The sequence below is a fragment of the Burkholderia metallica genome (assembly GCF_902832845.1).
GTDB classification, from domain to species: domain Bacteria; phylum Pseudomonadota; class Gammaproteobacteria; order Burkholderiales; family Burkholderiaceae; genus Burkholderia; species Burkholderia metallica.
Genome location: NZ_CADFDB010000001.1, coordinates 649995 through 668140, shown reverse-complemented (window position 1 = coordinate 668140; position 18146 = coordinate 649995). Strand labels below are relative to the sequence as shown.

Below are 18146 nucleotides of genomic sequence, written 5' to 3'. Positions count from 1 at the left end.
CGCGCCGTCACGCGTGCCCGTCCGCCGGCAACGCGTAACTGCCGTCTTCCCGGTGCGTTTCGAGGCCGGTCAGCGGCGGGTTGAACACGCACACGAGATGCAGATCGCCGCGCGTCGCGCGCAGGATATGCGGATCGTTCAGATTCAGCGCGTAGATCGTTCCGGGCGTGATCCGGTGCACGTCGCCCGTCGCCGTATCGACGACTTCCCCTTCCCCCGCCACGCAGTAGTTGGTTTCGAAATGGTTCTTGTAGTGCAGATGCAGTTCCGCGCCTTCGTGAACCCGTGTCTCGTGGACCGAGTAGCCGACGCCGTCCTGTTTGACGATCATGCGCTTGCTGTCCCAGCCCGGACCGCATGCGTGGCGTTCGGTATTGGCGATATCGTCCGATCTTACGACAATCATGAGTTTTCCTTAATAGTATTGATGGAAAATGACAAGGCAGGCCTTGCCGCCGGAAAGCAGGTCATGCGGAATCGGCAAGCGCACGCTCGACCGCCGCGGCGATATCGAGCAGCCGCGCGTCCCTGCCGCGGCGCCCGGTGATCAGCAGGCCGACGGGCCGTCGATCGTGCAGGTCGCCGGGCAGGCTGATGCTCGGCAGGTCGAGCCGGTTCGCGAATTCGGTCAACCGGAACGCACGCCCGTTCTGTTCGAGGTACGCGGTTTCGTCGGCAAGATCGGTCATGCGCGGCGGCAGCATCGGCACCGTTGGCGTCAGCACCGCATCCGCATCGCCGAGTTCGGCATCGTAGGTGTCGGCCATTGCGGCGAGACGCAGCAGCGCGGCCGCATAATCGTGTGCGCGCACCTGCTCGCCCGCGGCAATGCGCGGTCCGACCAGCGGATCGTAGCGGTTCGCTGCCGTCGCGAGCCGCGCACGGTGCAGCATGAACGCTTCGGCCGCGATGATGCCGCCCGCACGGGCGACGGCGCCGGCCTCGGCCACACAGTCGAGCCGCTGGCGACGAATCCGCGCGCCGTGTGCGGCAAGCCGCGACAGCCACGCGTCGAATGCGCGCGCAACGACGGGATCGAGATCGTCGGTCGCGAACGGCTCGGGCACGACGAAATCCAGATCGCGAACCCGCACCGGCGTGCGCGACGGCCGCCGTTCGTCACGACCGCACAGCACCGCGTCCGCACGACGGCACAGGTCGACCGTCGCGGCCAGCAGGCCCGGCACATCGAAGCGCGTCGACAGAAACTGCATGCCGCCGTCCGGATAACGTCCGCGCGACGGCTTGAATCCGGTCACGCCGCAGAATGCCGCCGGTATGCGTGCGGACCCGCTCGTATCGGAACCCAGCGACAGATCGGCCGCACCGAGCGCGACCGACACGGCCGCGCCCGAACTCGATCCGCCGGCAACGCGCTCGCGCCGCGCATCGAGCGGTGTCGTCGGCGTCCCGTAAGCACGGTTCACGCCGAGCGCACCGTACGCGAACTCGGTCATCGCCGTCTGCGCGACCAGCACCGCGCCGGCACGACGCAATGCCGACACCGCCGTCGCGTCGACCGCGGCCGGCGGCGCGTCGGCGAGCACGCGCGAACCGGCATGCGTGATCCAGCCCGCGCAATCGAAGCAGGCCTTCACCGTCAGCACGACACCGGCCAGCGGCAAGCCGGCCGCACCGGCGCGCCGCGATGCATCGCACGCATGTGCATCGGCCATCGCTGCGGCGTCGCGGCGCGCGAGCCATGCCGTTTCGATGTCGTCGCGATACGCGTCGGCCTGCGCAAGACAGGCGCGCAGCCGGTCGACGCATGCGCGTTCGACCGCAGGGCCGTGCTGAAACTCCGCCGCATTCAATTCCGCTTTTCCCGGATCATTCGTCATGCGAAGTGAACGTGCTTCAGGAAGTCCTGCACGCGCTCGTCCGCGCTGCCGCGAATCCGTTCAGGCGGCACGTCGTAAAGAATCCGGCCGTTTTCCATGAATACGATGCGATCGGATACCTTGAACGCGAAGTTCATCTCGTGCGTGACGATGATCATCGTCATCCCCTCCTTCGCGAGCGTTTCGACGACCTTCAGCACTTCGCCGACGAGTTCGGGATCCAGCGCCGACGTCGGTTCGTCGAACAGCATGATCGACGGCCGCGTCGCGAGCGCGCGTGCAATGGCGACGCGCTGCTGCTGGCCGCCCGACAGCTGATGCGGGTACTTGTTCGCATGCTCCAGCATCCCGACCTTCGACAACAGCGACAGCGCCTGCAACCGAATCGCCGCGTCGTCGCCCTGGCGGTGATAGCAAGGCGCCATCATCACGTTCTGCAACGCGGTGCGATGCGGAAACAGGTTGAAGCTCTGGAACACCATGCCGATATCGAGAATGCGCTCGTGCGACATACGCGGCGGACGCGAACCCGGCGCCCGGATGAACGGCTCGCCGTACAGGTCGATCTCGCCCGCGTTCACCGGCGCAAGTCCGTTGACCGTGCGAATCAGCGACGTCTTGCCCGAGCCCGACGGGCCGATGATCGACACCACCTGCCCCGGCACGACGTCGAGATGGATGTCCTTCAGCACCTCGTGTCGCCCGTAGCGCTGCTGCACGCCCTTCATGCGCAGCGCGAATTCGGCGTTCGCGCGCGGCCTCGGCGCGACGGCCGGCGCCGACAGCGGCAGTTCGACGTGCGTATGGCCGGCCGGCGCGGGTGCGCGGCGGCTGACGTCGAGGTGCCGCTCGAGATAGCCGAGCAGCCGGCTGAACACCGTGACGATCAACACGTAGTAGAACGCGACGGCCAGCATCGTTTCGAACACGAGGAAATTCTGCGTGTACAGCCGCTGCCCGACGAGCAGGATCTCGGCGAGCGAGATCACCGACACCAGCGACGTCAGCTTCACGATCGTGATGAACTCGTTCGCGAGCGCCGGTAACGCGATCCGGATCGCCTGCGGCATCACGATCATCCGCTGGATGCCGGTAAATCGGATGCCGAGCGCACGCCCCGCTTCGAGCTGCCCGCGCGGCACCGACAGGATCCCGCCGCGGTGGATCTCCGCGAAATACGCGGTCTCGCTCAGCACCATCGCGATCAAGCCGGCCGTGAACGGATCGGACAGGACCGCGCTGGTCGCCGGAAAGACCTGCGGCAAGTTGTAGATGAAGACCAGCAGCACGAGCAGCGGCAGGCTGCGGAAAAACCAGATGTAGACGGCCGCCGCCCGCTTCAACAGCGGCGTGTGCGATTGCCGCGCGAGCGCCAGCGGAAAGCCGAGCAGCACCCCGAGCACCCACGCCGCGACGCTGAGTTCGACGACCACGACGCAGGCGCGCCAGAAATCCTTGTCCCCCAACAACTGAAACGCATAGTGCCAATCGAACTGCATCGAAAACTCCTCGACCCCGCAGGGTGATGCCCCGCCCGGCGCGCAGCGTGCACGCCGGTGCGGGTATGCGCGCCGGCTCGGCACGCGATGATCGGGTCATGCGTACTTCGGGCCCCGCGGTGCGCCTACTTCGCGGTACCGAGTGCAGCGGCGACGTCGGCGGCCGTCGGCTCCTGCAGCCCGTATTTCTTCACGAGGCTGCCGTACTCGCCGCTGCGCCTTGCGTCGCTCAGCGCGCCCTCCAGCGCACCCAGCAGGCCGCTGTCGCCCTTCGTCACCCCGAGGCCGATCACGATCGGATACAGCAGCGTCGTCGAGCCGATCTCGACGCGCCCGCTCGTCTGCTTCGGGATCCCCTGAGCCACGGCTGCGTCCTCGATCTGGACGTCGACCGCCTTCGACATCAGCGCGGACGTCGCTTCAGGCGACGTCGGGAACTCGAGAACGGCGATCTCGCCGCGTCCGGTCGTCTTGCACGCATCCTGCGACAGCGCACGCAGCTTCGGCGTCCACGATGCGCCCTTGATCGAGCCGACCCGCTTGCCGCACAGGTCCTGCGGCGTCCTGGGCACGAACGTGCTGCCCTTCGCGACCAGCAGCGATGCGCCCGTCTTCAGATACGGGACGAAATCGACCTGCTTCACGCGGTCGGGCGTCACGTACAGCGCGGACGCCACGATGTCGAAGCGGCGCGCCTTCATCCCGAGGATCAGGTCCGGGAACCGCGTGTCGAGAAACACCGGTTCGAGATTCAGGTGGCGCGCCAGCATCCGCGAGAACTCGGCGTCGAAGCCGGCCGGCTTGCCGGCCTCCAGATACGCATAAGGCGGATAGGTGAGATCGGAGCCCACCAGCAACGTGCCGGGCCGCACGGTCTGCAGCGGAGCCGCCGCCGCGAACGAGCACGCGAGGGCCAGCGGCACGAGCGCGCCGCGAAGGAAATGGCGAAGCGGAAAATGAGCGGACATGGCAACACTCCTGGGTTGTTCGGCTCCCGCGCTGAAATGCCGCAACGCCTCCCGGACGCCGCCGCATGGGGCTTCCCGGGATTTTTCACCGAAAATTGTTGAACAATTTCGGCCGATTCTGACCAGTTCAAATTGAAATCTGAATCCGGGTATACGCGATAACCGATGCGACCGGACAGAAACCGCACGCGTGCGCAAACGCGGCCTGTCGGCACGGAGCACAGGTGCGGGGAAAATGGAAAAAGGAGACGGGGAAACGCGGATGGATGTCTGCGAAGTACGACGCGCCGGCAACGCGGCGCGCGCGGCGAAGGATCACGAGGCCGCTTTCATCGGCCGGTTTGGACAGTGTGGAGCCTGCTCACGGCCGCCGGACGCGAGCCGCATCACCGGCTGAAAAGCCGGCGGCGTTCGAACGCACGGCCGGCATGTTCGGCATGCCGGCCTGCACTCGAGCGACACGATTCCGTCAATACTGCGCCTGATCCGTCGGATTCCTGAACAACTGCTTCATTTCCGCCGACAGCGGATAGTTGAGGCTCACGCCCTTCGGCGGAATCGGCTTCGTGAACCACTGATCGTAGAGCTTCTCGGCCGCGCCCGACGTCTGCATCTTCGCGATCACGTCGTCGACCACGTGCTTGAACGCCGGATCGTCCCTGCGCATCATGCACGCGTAGTTCTCGTGGACGAGCGGCGTGCCCGCCACCGTATACGCGCCCGGATTGCGGTCCTTCGCGATCTCGCCGTACAGCAGCGGCTCGTCCATCACGAACGCCACCGCACGCCCGGTCGTGACGTTCATGAACGCTTCGGCGTGATCCTTCGCGCTGATGATCGTCATGTTCATCCCCTTCTCTTCATTGAGCTTGCGCAGCAGGCGCTCGTCCGACGTGCCGGCGGTCGTCGCGACCGTCTTGCCGGCGAGGTCGGCGAAGTCCTTCACGCCGGAATCCTTGCGCGTGCTGAAGCGGATGCCGTAGAGAAAGATGCTGTTCGAGAACGCGGCCTGCTTCTGCCGTTCGAGCGTGTTCGTCGTCGACCCGCATTCGAAATCGATCGTCCCGTTCTGCAGCAGCGGAATCCGGTTCTGCGACGTGATCGGAATTTCCTTCACCGCGAGGTTCGGCAGGTTCAGTTCCGTCTTCAACTGGTCGATGATGCGCGACGCGATGTCGCGCGAATAGCCGATGTTCTTCTGCTGGTTGTCCGAATACGAGAACGGCACCGACGATTCGCGAATGCCGAGCGACACGACGCCCGTGTCCTTGATCTTCTTCAGCGTGCCGGTGACGGCCTGTGCGTGCGCGGTTCCCGCCAGCGCACAGGACAGCGCGACGGCCAGCCAGCGTAAGCGGCGATCCATGCTTTTCTCCTGACGAAACGTTGATCGAACGGCGATCGTACGCCCGACAAAATTCGCGTCGTATCAGGGAAAGCGTAAGCAACCTTCCAGTGCCGCCGTGGCCTGAAAGACGTTTGCGGTGCCGCGCAAACCGCGCTGGCGCCGCACGTGGTGCCCCACCGGCCTCGCGCGGCATCGACGCCGCCTTTCCCGGCACGCGTTTCAAACGCTCGTTCGTGCTGCATCGCACCAACGTAATCGTTTGCGCCCCCCTCTTTTTTCTCGCGAAACGTCCTCAAGAAGCCGCCGCGCCGGCCGTTACCCAGTGCATGGCGCGTCGCAGCAACCTGGCTGCAACCGTCAGACAAAAAGACAAGGTCCGGCTCAGCCGGACCAGCGCCACCGCCGGCACGACGGTTATCTACGAGGATCATTTTCAACATGAGAGCCAAACGCTTCAATTTCGCGCTGGCGCGCACCGCACACGCGCGCATGCTCGCCGGCATGCTGTCCGCCGCCGCCCTGCTGCCCCTCGCCGGTTGCGGCGGAGGCGGCGGCGACGGCAGCAACCCGTCTTCGTCCAACGCGTCGCCGGCCCCGGCGCCCGCGCCGACCCCGACGCCCGCCCCCACCACGCCGACGAACCCGCCCGCGTCGTCGGGCAGCAATGCATGCGCGACGCAGCAGGCCGCCGTCCAGATGGCCGCGCAGACCGCCCCCGCCGAACCGCCGGTCGATCATCTGATCGTCCGGTTGAAGACGCTGACGGCCACGCGTGCGATGGCCGCCGTCGACAACGGGACACGCCTCGACGCGGTGATCCAGCGCTCGGTGACGCGCTGGACGGCACCGGTCGCCGGCAGCGCACGCGCGTATGCGAGCACGGTCGGGCAAGCGCCGCTGAACGTGCAGGTCGAACGCACGGTGTCGAACGGCGCGGCCGTGCTGTCGCTCGGCCAGCGCATGGACGCCGCCGACGCCGCCGCGCTCGCGCAGGCATTCGCGGCCGATTCGGACGTCGACTACGCGGAACCGGATCACCCGATGCAGATCCGCGATACGCCGAGCGATCCGCTCTACAACCAGCAGTGGTACCTGTCCGACCCGACCGCCGGCATCGATCTGCCCCCCGCCTGGAACACGACCAAGGGTTCGCCGACCGTCGTCACGGCCGTGCTCGACACCGGCTACCGGCCGCATGCCGACCTCGTCGGCAACCTGCTGCAGCCCGGCTACAGCTTCATCAGCGACGTCAACACCAGCAACAACGGCCAGGCGCGCGGCCCCGACGCATCCGACCCGGGCGACTGGGTCACGCAGCAGGAACTCGACAACACCAGCGGCCCGTTCTATCACTGCGCGAGCCAGCCGAGCGACAGCAGCTGGCACGGCACGCGCGTGATGGGCGTGATCGGCGCGACCGCCAACAACGGCACCGGCGTCGCCGGCGTGTCGTGGCTCGGCCAGATCCTGCCGGTGCGCGTGCTCGGCAAGTGCGGCGGCCGGACGAGCGATATCGCCGACGCGATGCGCTGGGCAGCCGGCATTCCGGTCAACGGCGTACCGAACAACGCGCGCCCCGCGAAGGTCATCAACCTGAGCCTCGGCGGTGTCGGCGCGTGCAGTACGACGTTCCAGCAGGCCATCGACGACGTGAACGCGAAGGGCGTGACCGTCATCGTCGCCGCCGGCAACGACGGCCTGTCGACCGGGCTCGACCAGCCCGCGAACTGCCGCGGCGTGATCAGCGTCGGCGCGACCGACACGACGGGCCGCCGCGCGTCGTTCAGCAACTTCGGGCCCAACGTCACGCTGAGCGCGCCGGGCGTCAACATCCTGTCGACGTCGAACAGCGGCACGACGACGCCGGGCTCGGACACCTACGGCCCCGCGAGCGGCACCAGCCTCGCGACGCCGCAGGTGACGGGGGTCGCCGCATTGATGCTGTCGGTGAACGGCAACCTCACGCCCGCGCAGATCCAGCAGAAGCTGCAAGGCGGCACGCGTGCGGCGAAGCTCGCGGCCGGCACGTCGTGCACCGCGATGCCGGCAGGTTCGGGCATCCTCGATGCGGGGGCCGCCGTCGCAGCGGTCAACTGAGTCGCCGCGACGCGGCGTCGACACGGCCGCGCGCATGCCGATACGGGCTGCGCGCGGCCGTTTTTTCGTTCGCACTCCGGCACGCCGGCGCGCACGCAGCAACCCGGTTGCGTTTCTCGAAATAACGCCTGACAAAAGGGTTGACGCTTCGCACAGCGACCCATTACCATCGCTCCCGTCTAAACACATGGAGTGTTCTGTGAACACCGATGCGAGTTGTAGTTGGTGCTTGACCAACTCGACTGCTGCCTGAGGAATACGCGCAGAGCCTCGTCTTCTGCCGCATCCCGGGAAGCAGGATGCGGCGTCCTTCCGGCCTGACTACCGGCCCGATCTCCCGCCCGATTTTCGATATTGCCGAATGCACGCGACGCGTCGTCGCGCGCGTGCGTTCGTGTTGCGCGCGGCGTCAGCCGCGTGCGTACTCCGTTCGCGTGCCGTCCGGCCGCGCGCCTCGTTGCGCGCATCGCCGCCGATCGCCCGTGCCGATTATCCGCAACCGACAGGAATACTGATGAACTCAGACGACAGTAGTCGATTACCGCTCGCCGGTGCGACGCCGCGCATCGCCCCTCCGGCCGCACCGCACGCGCCGGCGAGCATTCCCGCCTTCACCGATCCACAGCCGATCGCGCCCGACGCGACGCGGCGGGAAGCGCTCGTGCGTCGATGACGTGACGGTCGCTCCCCGTGCGCCGCCTCGTGCGCAAGGAGCGACTCATGACGACACGACACAACACATCGCACAAGAAACAGCGCGGCTTCATCAAGGCCGGCGCCGGCACGCAGAACGACCCGCGCATCCTGCGCGCCGCGCTGGAAGCGGCCCGTCCGCTCGAAGACACGCTGAAGTCGCTGCACACCAGCACGCGCGGCCTCACGTACGACCAGGCCGCCGACCGCCTGCAGCACCACGGCCCGAACGAAATCGCGCACGACAAGCCGCCGCACTGGACCCGCCAGTTGCTGCTGTCGTTCCACAACCCGTTCGTCTACGTGCTGCTGGTGCTGGCCGCCATCAGCTTCCTCACCGACGTCTACTTCGCGGCGCCCGACGATCGCGACTACGTCGGCATGACGATCCTGCTGACGATGGTCACGATCAGCGCACTGCTGCGCTTCGTGCAGGAATTCCGTTCGCTGCGCGCGGCCGAGAAGCTGAAGGCGATGGTCCGCACCACCGCCACCGTGCAGCGCGCGGTGACCGACACGTCCGAACCGGCCCGCCGCGAAGTGCCGATGCGCGAAGTCGTGACCGGCGACATCGTGCACCTGTCGGCCGGCGACATGATCCCGGCGGACGTGCGCCTGCTCGCTTCGCGCGACCTGTTCATCAGCCAGGCCGTGCTGACCGGCGAGGCGTTGCCGGTCGAGAAGTACGACACGCTCGGCGCGGTCGCCGGCAAATCCGCCGGCACGGGCACGGCCGATGCGGCAGGTGCGGCCGATGCGGCGACCGACGCGCCGGCATCGCTGCTCGACCTCGAAAACGTCTGCTTCATGGGCACCAACGTCGTCAGCGGCACGGCGACGGCCGTCGTCGTCGCGACCGGCGAGGACACCTACTTCGGCTCGCTCGCGCGCAACGTCGTGAGCCACAAGCGCATCGAGACGAGCTTCGACCGCGGCGTCTCGAGCGTGAGCTGGCTGCTGATCAAGTTCATGTTCGTGATGGTGCCGATCGTGTTCATGATCAACGGGCTGACCAAGGGCGACTGGCTGAGCGCACTCACGTTCGCGCTCGCGGTGGCCGTGGGTCTCACGCCGGAAATGCTGCCGATGATCGTCAGCGCGAACCTCGCGCGCGGCGCGGTCGCGATGGCGCGCCGCAAGGTCGTCGTCAAGCGGCTGAACTCGGTACAGAACTTCGGCGCGATGGACGTGCTGTGCACCGACAAGACCGGCACGCTCACGCAGGACAAGATCATCCTCGAACATCACCTCGACCTGTCGGGCTACAAGGACGAGGAAATCCTGCGGCTCGGCTGGCTGAACAGCTTCCACCAGAGCGGCCAGAAGAACCTGATCGACATCGCGGTCGTCGCGCGTGCCGACGAAATCGGCGAGCGCGTGAAGCCGCAGGGCTACAAGAAGATCGACGAGCTGCCGTTCGACTTCGTGCGGCGCCGCCTGTCGGTCGTCGTCGAGGACACACGCGGCACGCACCTGCTGATCTGCAAGGGCGCGGTCGAGGAGATGCTGGCCGTCTCCACGCACGTGCAGGACGAAAACGGCGTGCGTCCGCTCGATTTCGTCGCGCGCAAGCGGCTGCTCGAACAGGCCGGCGCGTACAACCAGGACGGCTTCCGCGTGCTCGTGCTCGCGACGCGCACGATCCCGCGCGGCGACGAGCGCCAGCAATACCGCACCGCCGACGAACGCGACCTCGTCGTGCGCGGCTTCCTGACCTTCCTCGATCCGCCGAAGGAATCGGCCGCACCGGCACTCGCCGCGCTGCGCGAGAACGGCGTCGCGGTGAAGGTGCTGACGGGCGACAACCCGATCGTCACGATGAAGGTCTGCCGCCAGGTCGGCCTCGAACCCGGCAAGCCGATGCTCGGCACGGAAATCGAGGCGCTCGACGACGCGACGCTCGCCGAGGTCGTCGAACGCACGACCGTGTTCGCGAAGCTCACGCCGCTGCAGAAGGCGCGCATCGTCAAGGCGCTGCAGGCGAACGGCCACACGGTCGGCTTCCTCGGCGACGGCATCAACGATGCGCCCGCGCTGCGCGACGCCGACGTCGGCATCTCGGTCGACAGCGGCGCCGACATCGCGAAGGAAACGGCCGACATCATCCTGCTCGAAAAGAGCCTGATGGTGCTCGAGGAAGGCGTGATCAAGGGCCGCGAGACGTTCGGCAACATCCTGAAGTACCTGAACATGACCGCGAGTTCGAACTTCGGCAACGTGTTCTCGGTGCTCGTCGCGAGCGCGTTCCTGCCGTGGGAGCCGATGCTCGCGACGCAGCTGCTCGTGCTGAACCTGATCTACGACACGTCGCAGATGCTGCTGCCGTGGGACAAGATGGACCCCGAGTTCCTGAAGAAGCCGCGCAAGTGGGAAGCCGGCAACATCAGCCGCTTCATGCTGTGGGTCGGGCCGACGTCGTCGGTGTTCGACATCACGACGTACATCCTGATGTGGACGGTATTCGGCGCGGGGGCGATGTATCACCTGAACGGCGGCACCGGCGGCCAGGTCGTGATGAACTCGGGCTGGTTCATCGAGAGCCTCGTGTCGCAGACGCTCGTCGTGCACCTGCTGCGCACGCAGAAGATTCCGTTCCTGCAGAGCACGGCCGCGCTGCCGGTGCTGTTGTCGACGTTCACCGCGATCGCGATCGGCTGCTGGCTGCCGTTCTCGCCGTTCGCGCAATCGCTCGGCTTCATCCATCTGCCGAACACGTTCTGGCTGTGGCTCGCGGCGACGATGGTCGGCTACATCCTGCTCGCGCAGATCGTCAAGACGATCTACGTGCGCCGCTACAAGCAGTGGTTCTGAACCGCTTCGCCTGACGGCCTGCCGGCCCGCGCTCGCTGCGTGGGCCGGCAGATTCGCAACGCATCCCGGATGACATCATGAAAAGAATGCTTCCGCTCGCCGCCGCGAGCGCCCTCCTCGCGCCGTTCGACGCGTTCGCCGCCCATCCGCTCGTCAGCGACGACACGGGCACGCAGGGCAACGCGAACTGGCAGTTCGAGTTCAACGCCGAGGAAACCTCGAAACAGCCGGAAAACGGCCGCCACCAGCTGTGGAACGCGACGCTCACACGCGGGTTCGGCGAGCACGTCGATCTCTACGTGAACGCGCCGTACACGCATCTGCAAACCCGCACCGACGAGAACGGCGCGGGGGTCGGCGACGTCGAGATCGGCATGAAATGGCGGTTCGTCGAGCGCGGCCCGCTGTCGGTCGCGCTGAAGCCGAAACTGACGACGCCGACCGGCAACGACCGGCGCGGGCTCGGCACCGGCCGCGTGGGCGGCGGCGCGACGCTGCTCGCGCAGCTCGACGTCGCACGGTTTTCGTTTCTCGCGAATGCGGGCATCACGTACCAGCCGAATCGCCAGGGCGACCTGACGTCGATCTGGGCCGTGTCGGGCGCGGCGATCTACAAGGCGACCGACACGCTGCAGATCGTGGCCGACATCGGCACGTCGCGCAACACGGAAAGCGGCGCCGGCGCGAATCCGGCCTTCGTGATCGCGGGCGCGATCTATTCGCCGAAGCCGTGGCTCGATCTCGACATCGGCTACCGCCGCGGGCTGAACGACCAGACCTACGATCATTCGGTGATGGGTGGCGTGACGATGCGGTGGTGACGCCGCGGGTGACGCGCAGATCACGCATCCGGCGTCGCCTGTCGAGTCACGCATCGCAGCGCAACACGACGAGCCGCTTCCAGCGGCTCGTTTTTTTATCGCGCGTCGTTCGCGCCGAACAACTGCGCGCACAGCACGCGCCCTTCGGCGGTGAGCGCGGCGCTGCCGCTGCCGTCCTCGTTCAGCGTCGTCGCGCTCAGGCCGGCGGCGTCGAGCTGCGTCAGCACGCGGCGCAGCGTGCTCATCGGCAATTGCGTGCGCTTCGCGATCTTCGGCAGCGACCACGGCTTGCCGGCCGGATCGCCCGCGGCGTCGTTCAGCGTTGCGAGCGTCGCAACGAGTGCGGGATCGAGCGGGGCGTCGTCGGATTCTGAAGTCATGAGTGACGGTGGATGAGCGAGACTGGGTACTTTCGTTCAGGTGTCCGGCGCGCGATCATCGGGCAACCGCCGCCGGCCGGGGACACTATACCGCTTCGTCCGTCATGCGTTCCTGATCGCGGCACGCATGAACGACACGAAGCGTGTGGTGACGGGATCGTCGCGGTCCGACAGCCACGCGAGCCCGACGCGCCACTTCGCGTCCTTGCCGTCGAGCGACAGGACCGTCGCGTCACGCAGCAGATATTGCGCACGCGACGGAATGAACGCAACGCCCGCGCCGGCCGCGACCGACGCGAGCACCGACTGCACGTCTTCGGCCTGCTGCGTCACGCGCGGCACGAAGCGGCGTTCGACGCACCACCGGTCGACCTGCGCGGCCAACCCTTGCCCGCGTGCGCGCTGCAACGCGATGAAGCCGATCTCGTTGAGCGTGCCGAGATCGGCCGGTACGCGTTTCAGGCCGAGCTGGGGCGGCACCGCCAGCGCGAGTGCCTCGTCGATCACCTTGAACGACGACAGTCCTTCGTCCGACGGCAGCCGCAGGAATCCCGCGTCGAGCGTGCCCGCGCGCAACCGACGCGTCTGCTCCGCGGACGACAAGTCGCTCAACGTGACGGCAATGCCGGGATTGCGGCTGCGGAATTCCGCGACGAGCCGCGGCGCGAGCGTCAGCACCGACAGGCAGATGCCCAGCCGCAGATGGCCACGCTGCCCGCTCGACAATTCACGCGCACGCGCGAGCATCTCGTCGGCATCGCGCACGAGCGCCTGCGCGTCGGGCAGAAAGCGCTCGCCGAACGGCGTCAGCTCCGCGCCGTGCCGGCCGCGCTCGAAGAGCTTGCCGCCCAGGCTCGATTCGAGTGCGCCGATCTGCTTGCTCAGTGCCGGCTGGCTCATGTGCAGCGCATCGGCCGCCCGGCTGAAATGGCACAGCTCGGTGACGGTCAGGAACGTTCGCAGCAGCTTCAATTCCATTCTTAAAAGGAATCATAACGATCGAAACATTCATTTTACCGATCGAACGCAATGACGTTCAATACGGACATGCCCTCCCTGGAATCGATCGTCATGTCCCTTCTTCCCTTCTGCGAAGCGCCGCCCGACGACACCGCGTGCGCGCCGGCCGCGATCGACGAATGCACCGCAACGGCCGATTCGGCAACGCCGAAACGGCGTGCGGAGCGGGTCGAACGGACCGGCCGCGCCGACGGTCGCGGCCGCCGCTTTCGTTTCGGCGATGCCGTCGATGCGATGAGCGCGACGAGCGATGCACCGCCGCGCCCCGTGACCGGTTCGATCGCGATCAGTTTCGCGGTGGTGTCGCGGCGGAACTGGCCGCGTTGAGCGTCGGCGCGATCGGTCCACGAGCGCGCACACCGCTCCGATCGTCGCCCCGCGTCGCCGGCACTCACCGAACCCCGCATCGTTTCCCGCCTTCAAACGTCATCGCCCCGCGATCGACCGTATAATTTTCCGCATCCCGCTGATCGCCCACGCATTCCACGCAGCCTCACCGCGCGTGAAAAGGAGACTTTCGCTTGACCGGCCTCATCGCGCGCCTGCCATTCGCACGGACCACCGTGCTCGTCGCCCTGTCGATGCTGATGCTCGCATTCTCGACGCACGCATCGTCCACGCCACGCAACCCGCCGCCGCGCGCCGCGCACGCTCATGCGCCGGCGAAGGCCGTCAAGAAAACCGTCAGGAAGAAGCCGGCCCGGCGCAACAAGAAGGCCGTCAAGCATCGTCGCCCGCGCGTGAAGCATCACGCGATCAAGCGCCACGCGGCGCCGGCCCCGCAGCCTCGTCGCGGCAAGCGCACGCAGGCGGTGCGCCCGCGCCCGGCCGGCAAGCCGCGCCTGATGGCGAGCTGCGGCTACAGCCCGCGCGCGGTCAACGCACTCCATTCACGCGCCGCCTACGTGCTCGACGTCGACTCCGGCACGCCGCTGCTGGCCCGCAACGCCCGCACCGTGCGGCCGATCGCGTCGATTTCGAAACTGATGACGGCCGTCGTCGCGCGCGATGCCGACCGTCCGCTGAACGGCGTGCTGCGCGTCACCGCGCGCGACCGCGACACGATCAAGTTCACCGGCTCGCGCCTGCGGGTCGGCGCCGAACTGTCGCGCCGCGAGATGTTCCATATCGCGCTGATGTCGTCGGAAAACCGCGCGGCCGCCGCGCTCAGCCGCGACTATCCGGGCGGACGCGCCGCGTTCGTCAGCGCGATGAACCGCGAAGCGCGCCGGCTCGGCATGCGTCATACGCACTTCCGCGAGCCCACCGGGCTGTCGCCGCACAACGTGTCGACGGCCGAGGACCTCGCGAAGCTCGTCGGCGCGGCGGCGCAGGACCCGCTGATCCGCTATTTCTCGACGGATACGTCGACCACCGTGCGCCCGGGCGACGGCGAGCTGCTGTACGTGAATTCCGATCCGCTCGTGCGCTACCGCCGCCTGCCGATCCGCCTGCAGAAGACCGGCTTCATCAACGAGTCGGGGCACGGCGTCGTGATGCGCATGCGTGTCAAGGGCCGCCGCGAGACGATCGTGCTGCTCGGTGCGCCGACGCGTGCGGGCGTGTCGAGCGACGCACTCAAGATCCATCGCTGGCTGTCCTGCTCGATCCAGTGAGTGTGCAGGGGCGGCCGGCACGCTCACCCCCCGGAGCGATGCGATGCACGACGAATACCGCTTCAACGCATTTGGCCGGCTGCTCGCCGTCGTGCGCAACAACGGCCGCTGGCACGTGTTCGATCTCGGCGCCGACGGCAAGCGCCGCCCGGCCAACCTGCTCATTCCGTCCGAACTCGCCGCGGACGAGCTCGCGCAATACCTCGGCGACCTGCTCCACGAAAACGCGACGCCGCGCTACGGCGAAGTCGTCCCGGTCCCGCGCCGCAGCACGTAACCGCCGCACCGCGACACCCCGCCCCGGCGATCAATTCGACAGGTAAACTTGCAAGTTTGCCTGTCGTGTTCTATGATCCGCCGCATGAACCCGCCACGCAAACCCGGCGTTTCCGCCGATACCGTCGCCGCCGAGCTGACCCTCGCGGTCGGCCAGTTGATCCGGCGGCTGCGCTCCGAGGTCGATTCCGAAGGGCTCGGCATGTCGCAGACGAGCGCGCTCGCGCGACTCCAGCGGCATGGACCGATGACGACCGCCGATCTCGCACGCGCCGAAGCGATGAAGCCACAGTCGATGAAAGCGATTCTCGCGAGCCTCGAGGAAGACGGTCTCGTCGAGCGCGAACCGCATCCGACCGACGGCCGCCAGATCCTGTTCCGGCTGACCGCGGCCGGCCTCGACGCACGACTCAAGCGCAACGCCGCGAAAAACAAATGGCTCGGCGCCGCGATCGCGCAACTCGACCCCGACGACATCGCCACGCTCGCCGCCGCGATCCCGTTGATTCGTCGCATCGGCGAGCCCTGAACCCGGCCTGCGCGCGAGCGCATCCGCGCGCACGGCCTTTCCTCGTCCCTTTCACGGAGTCCCATCATGAGCGTAACCCGCCTCGATACGAACACGGCCCTCGTCGTCATCGACCTGCAGAAAGGCATCGTCGCCCTCCCCACCGCGCACCCGGTCGCGCCGGTGATCGCGCACGCCCGCACGCTGCTCGACGCATTCCGCAGCCGCGGCCTGCCGGTCGTGCTCGTCAACGTCGCGGGCGTCGCGCCAGGTCGCAACGAGCAACCGCCGCGCACGGCGCCGCTCCCGGCCGACTGGGCCGAACTCGTGCCCGAACTGAACCGGCAGCCGGACGACCACGTCGTAACGAAGAAAACCTGGGGCGCGTTCACCGGCACCGGCCTCGACGCGCACCTGAAGGCGGCCGGCGTCACGCAGATCGTGCTGACCGGCGTCGCGACGAGCATCGGTGTCGAATCGACCGCCCGCCAGGCGCACGAACTCGGCTACAACGTCACGCTCGCCGTCGACGCGATGACCGACCTCAACGCCGATGCGCATGCGAACAGCGTCGAGCGCCTGTTCCCGCGCCTCGGCGAGACGGGCACGACGCAGGACATCGTCGCGCTGCTCGACCGGCGCGGCGCATGAGCGGCGAGCGCACGCAACCGGCGCCGGGCCGCGCGGCCGGCCGGCTCGATCCGTCGATCTGGAAGGTCGGCGCGGTCGCGACGCTCGGCTCGCTGCTGTCGCAGCTCGACGCGACGATCGTCAACGTGTCGCTGTCGAGCCTCGCGACCGACCTGCACGCGAGCCTCGCGACGATCCAGTGGGTGACGAGCGGCTACCTGCTCGCGCTCACGCTGGTGCTGCCGCTGAACGGCTGGCTCGTCGACCGGATCGGCGCGAAGGCGCTGTACCTGTGGTGCTTCTCGGCGTTCACGCTCACGTCGGCACTGTGCGGGCTCGCGTGGTCCGCCTCGTCGCTGATCGCGTTTCGCGTGCTGCAAGGCGTGAGCGGCGGGCTGCTCGCACCGATGGCGCAGATGATGATCGCGCGCGCGGCCGGCCAGCAGATGGCGCGCGTGATCGGCTACGCGGCCGTGCCGGTGCTGCTCGCGCCGATCCTCGGCCCGGTCGTCGCCGGCGCGATCCTGCAGCACGCGTCGTGGCGCTGGCTGTTTCTCGTGAACCTGCCCGTCGGCGTGCTCGCGCTCGCGCTGGCCGCGCGGTTCCTGCCCGGCGACCGCGACGACACGCGGCCGCGCGAACTCGACTGGGTCGGCCTCGCGCTGCTGTCGCCGGGGCTCGTGCTGTTCCTGTACGGCATCGAGCGGATCGACGAAGCGCCCGGCATCGCGGCGATCGTCGCGTCGGCGTGCCTGCTCGCGGCGTTCCTGCGGGTCGAAACGCGGCGTGGCGACCACGCGCTGATCGACCTTGCGCTGTTTCGCCGCAAGGTGTTCGGCGCGGCCGCGGCGACGCAGTTTCTGTCGAACGGCGCGCTGTTCGCGGGCCAGATGCTGATCCCGGTGTTTCTGATCCAGGCGTGCGGCCGCACGCCCGGCGAAATGGGCTGGCTGCTCGCGCCGATGGGCCTCGGCATGCTCGTCACGTATCCGTCGATGGGCGCGCTGACGAGCCGGTTCGGCGTGCGCCGGCTGGCTGCCGCCGGTGCGATGCTCGCGCTGCTCGCGACGCTGCCGTTCGTGTTCCTCGCGCTGACCGACTACGATCCTTACCTGCTCGTGCCGACGCTGTTTCTGCGCGGCATGGGCCAGAGCGCGATCGGCGCACCGTCGATCGCCGCCGCGTATGCATCGGTCGAGCGCCGCAACCTGCCGATGGCGACGACCTCGCTCAATATCGTGCAGCGTCTCGGCGGCCCGACCTTCACGACCGTGTGCACGCTGTTCCTCGCGTGGCGGCTGCAGGCCGAATCGGTGGCGAGCGGCGGCACGCAGGCGAACGCGTATGCGTGGGCGTTCGGGCTGCTCTGCGTGCTGCACGCGGCGAGCTTCGTCACGACACTGCGGCTGCCGCTGTGGTCGACCGGTGCGGGCGGACCCTCCACGGGCGTCGCGCGCGCCGGTTCGCGCTGAGTGCACGACGCGGCGCCGCGCGTGCGGCGTCGTGGGGCAACGCTACGGCAGCCACGTCGGCAAGATCGACACCACGAGCAGCACGCCGAGCCCCCACCGCTTTCATCGCGAACTGCAACGCGAGCAGCACACGCCGGCCGCGACGCAACTCGCGCGCCTGCGCCCG

Annotated in this window: 16 protein-coding genes; 9 read left to right on the top strand and 7 right to left on the bottom strand. The window is 67.8% G+C overall.

Translation table 11 applies throughout. From position 1 onward, the window contains the following. Positions 1–7: 7 nt before the first annotated feature. The 5 genes from HWX08_RS02915 to HWX08_RS02895 form a co-directional block, all read right to left on the bottom strand. Complete coding sequence (locus HWX08_RS02915; protein ID WP_174921773.1) at positions 8–406, bottom strand: ectoine synthase; 399 nt, start codon at positions 404–406, stop codon at positions 8–10. A gap of 61 nt (positions 407–467) precedes the next feature. Continuing rightward, the gene (locus HWX08_RS02910; protein ID WP_174921772.1) at positions 468–1841 is read right to left on the bottom strand and encodes an amidase family protein; all 1374 of its coding nucleotides are present in this window, start codon (positions 1839–1841) and stop codon (positions 468–470) included. Then, the gene (locus tag HWX08_RS02905; RefSeq protein WP_174921771.1) at positions 1838–3340 is read right to left on the bottom strand and encodes an amino acid ABC transporter permease/ATP-binding protein; all 1503 of its coding nucleotides are present in this window, start codon (positions 3338–3340) and stop codon (positions 1838–1840) included. Before HWX08_RS02905 ends, HWX08_RS02910 begins: the two co-directional genes overlap by 4 nt. 125 nt (positions 3341–3465) lie before the next feature. Beyond that, positions 3466–4308: a transporter substrate-binding domain-containing protein gene (locus HWX08_RS02900; RefSeq protein ID WP_174921770.1), complete on the bottom strand. Its 843-nt coding sequence runs from the start codon at positions 4306–4308 to the stop codon at positions 3466–3468. Between the two features lie 469 nt (positions 4309–4777). Then, positions 4778–5674: a glutamate/aspartate ABC transporter substrate-binding protein gene (locus tag HWX08_RS02895; protein ID WP_069260175.1), complete on the bottom strand. Its 897-nt coding sequence runs from the start codon at positions 5672–5674 to the stop codon at positions 4778–4780. Positions 5675–6094: 420 nt separating this feature from the next. On the opposite strand from HWX08_RS02895, the gene HWX08_RS02890 reads away from it, so the two are divergent. From HWX08_RS02890 to HWX08_RS02880, 3 genes are all read left to right on the top strand, one after another. Beyond that, entirely contained in the window at positions 6095–7753 is a 1659-nt protein-coding gene (locus HWX08_RS02890; protein WP_174921769.1) for a S8 family peptidase, read from the top strand. Between the two features lie 720 nt (positions 7754–8473). Next, positions 8474–11257 carry a magnesium-translocating P-type ATPase gene (gene mgtA, locus HWX08_RS02885; protein WP_174921768.1) on the top strand — a complete coding sequence of 928 codons (2784 nt, stop codon included), beginning with the start codon at positions 8474–8476 and terminating at the stop codon, positions 11255–11257. A gap of 77 nt (positions 11258–11334) precedes the next feature. After that, positions 11335–12078: a transporter gene (locus HWX08_RS02880; RefSeq protein WP_069260177.1), complete on the top strand. Its 744-nt coding sequence runs from the start codon at positions 11335–11337 to the stop codon at positions 12076–12078. 95 nt (positions 12079–12173) lie between these two features. On the opposite strand, the gene HWX08_RS02875 is transcribed toward HWX08_RS02880, so the two are convergent. Both HWX08_RS02875 and HWX08_RS02870 read right to left on the bottom strand, forming a co-directional pair. Next, positions 12174–12458, bottom strand: a complete 285-nt coding sequence (locus tag HWX08_RS02875) for a transcriptional regulator (protein ID WP_069260178.1) — start codon at positions 12456–12458, stop codon at positions 12174–12176. A gap of 102 nt (positions 12459–12560) precedes the next feature. Further along, positions 12561–13436 (bottom strand): LysR family transcriptional regulator, encoded by an 876-nt coding sequence (locus HWX08_RS02870; protein ID WP_174921767.1) that lies wholly within the window; start codon positions 13434–13436, stop codon positions 12561–12563. A 51-nt stretch (positions 13437–13487) separates the two neighbouring features. Here HWX08_RS02870 and HWX08_RS02865 point away from each other — a divergent pair, with 51 nt between their 5' ends. The 6 genes from HWX08_RS02865 (at position 13488) to HWX08_RS02840 (ending at position 17980) form a co-directional block, all read left to right on the top strand. Further along, positions 13488–13805 carry a hypothetical protein gene (locus HWX08_RS02865; RefSeq protein WP_174921766.1) on the top strand — a complete coding sequence of 106 codons (318 nt, stop codon included), beginning with the start codon at positions 13488–13490 and terminating at the stop codon, positions 13803–13805. A gap of 194 nt (positions 13806–13999) precedes the next feature. Continuing rightward, on the top strand, positions 14000–15094 hold the full coding sequence (locus tag HWX08_RS02860) for a serine hydrolase (RefSeq protein WP_174921765.1): 1095 nt from the start codon (positions 14000–14002) through the stop codon (positions 15092–15094). A gap of 43 nt (positions 15095–15137) precedes the next feature. Then, on the top strand, positions 15138–15371 hold the full coding sequence (locus HWX08_RS02855) for a DUF7661 family protein (RefSeq protein ID WP_069260182.1): 234 nt from the start codon (positions 15138–15140) through the stop codon (positions 15369–15371). A gap of 72 nt (positions 15372–15443) precedes the next feature. Further along, the gene (locus HWX08_RS02850) at positions 15444–15899 is read left to right on the top strand and encodes a MarR family winged helix-turn-helix transcriptional regulator (protein WP_084636121.1); all 456 of its coding nucleotides are present in this window, start codon (positions 15444–15446) and stop codon (positions 15897–15899) included. Positions 15900–15965: 66 nt separating this feature from the next. Next, on the top strand, positions 15966–16529 hold the full coding sequence (locus HWX08_RS02845; protein ID WP_069260183.1) for a cysteine hydrolase family protein: 564 nt from the start codon (positions 15966–15968) through the stop codon (positions 16527–16529). Then, a complete protein-coding gene (locus tag HWX08_RS02840) occupies positions 16526–17980 on the top strand; it encodes a DHA2 family efflux MFS transporter permease subunit (RefSeq protein ID WP_174921764.1) in 1455 nt (484 codons plus the stop codon). The genes HWX08_RS02845 and HWX08_RS02840 overlap by 4 nt, the downstream gene beginning before the upstream one ends. Positions 17981–18146 lie beyond the last annotated feature (166 nt).